Annotated in this window: 1 protein-coding gene; it reads right to left on the reverse strand. The window is 47.1% G+C overall.

The window, feature by feature from the left end; translation table 11 throughout:
• Positions 1–308: 308 nt before the first annotated feature.
• Complete coding sequence (locus B157_RS0113160; RefSeq protein WP_020603785.1) at positions 309–1,220, reverse strand: alpha/beta fold hydrolase; 912 nt, start codon at positions 1,218–1,220, stop codon at positions 309–311.
• Positions 1,221–1,640 lie beyond the last annotated feature (420 nt).

Consider the following 1,640-nt stretch of genomic DNA (forward strand, 5'->3'; position numbering starts at 1 on the left):
CTAATCTATAAGGTTTCGGAATTATCTTTTTCCGCTGTTTGGGCTGTAAAATAGGCCGACACCTGCTTTTTCAAGGTTTTGTACTTTTCATAGTAGTCGTTCAGAAAAGGCAGCCTTTTCGTGAACGAAATCGTTAAAACTATAAATTGTATTTATTCGAGAAGTAGCCAATAATTTGTTCTCCAGACTTGAAGGGTCAAAAATGGTACATTTAGACTATGACTTTAGCTGGTTTCACCGCACTAGTCTAAAGAAATAGCCTCTAATCCTAGCAGATATCAGAGATGCCTTCGTGATTAGATGTGACTTTATCTTTTCCTGCCAAAAGTGAGAAATAGGCCAACCAATAGCACCGCAGCACACACAGCAATAAAGACTTTTCCTGTAACTTCAGACTCCTTTGCCGAGGTGGGGACTGGTGTTTGAGGCTCGTAGCGACCCTCCGTAACGGCCAGAATCAGCGCCACTGTTTCAGCCGGTACATCCAGTTGCGGCACGTGGCCACAATTCGAAAACCAATGAAGCTGCGCGTCAGGAAACAACGCCAAGGCCCGTTTCGCCTGGTTGGGCGGACAAATCCGGTCCTGATGACCCCAGCCAATGACCAGGTTGGGGATAGAGCCAATCGGCGATCCCTGCTGCGGGGGACCATGAGCCAGACTATCCAGGAGTTTGGTGAAGCTGGGAGTGGGCAAAAACTCCCGAAATTCATTAAGGGCAACTGGAGCCGGGATCGTCCAGGGATGGGCCGAAAATTGAGCGAATAACAGCGTTCGGCTCACCGGATTGCTCACCAGGGGTGGTAAAATCGGTTGGATGAGGCTGGATAATTGAGCCGATAGCCGAACCGATTGGTAGAAATAGGCCACCTGCCAGCCTTGCCAGAACCCACCCGGATCCAGGGATACGACCGCCCCGATCACATTACCCCGCCGGGCTAATTCAAGTACCAGCCGACCCCCCATCGAATTGCCGACGGCATCAATGCCCAGGAGCTGGTGCTGGGTTAAAAAATCGGTTACCGCATCGGCTAGGATAGGAATGGATACCTCCCCGACCAGGGCAGGTGACTGCCCGAAACCGGGCAAATCTATAGCAATCACTTCTCGGTGAATGGCTAACTCACCTACAATGAGATCCCAAACCTTTAGGGAACTCCCCAGGCCATGGAGCAGTAACAGCGGTTTACCGGCACCACGCCGGACATAATTCATGGTCATTCGTAGTGGTCAGTAGGTATTAAGTTTGCGCTGATCAAATTAATGTACTATGAACGGCAGTAGGTGCATATAGTTTTGTCGTATCCTGATAAAGATTGTCACCCTGTAAACGTCGGTATGTTTGTGAATAAAAACGGAAGAAAAGAGGTTTGTCCTATTGATCCGTGAGAAAGCCTGTAAAGTTTATAACTGATTGTTATGGCTACTGCTAGAGTTAGGTCACTTCTGTTAGCTAACGACTTTACAGACTAATTCACGGATCAATAATATAATGGACTATACTGAAACTTTCCTTTAATCAATAATTTGTTCTACTGGAACCATAACTTGAATTCACATTTCCAGTGCATATCACTTTTTCTACCCTTTTATATACTTTTTCGGCCAGCCCAGACTGCCTGAACCAATAAAAGTCAGCCG

It is taken from the genome of Spirosoma spitsbergense DSM 19989 (assembly GCF_000374085.1).
Lineage (GTDB): Bacteria > Bacteroidota > Bacteroidia > Cytophagales > Spirosomataceae > Spirosoma > Spirosoma spitsbergense.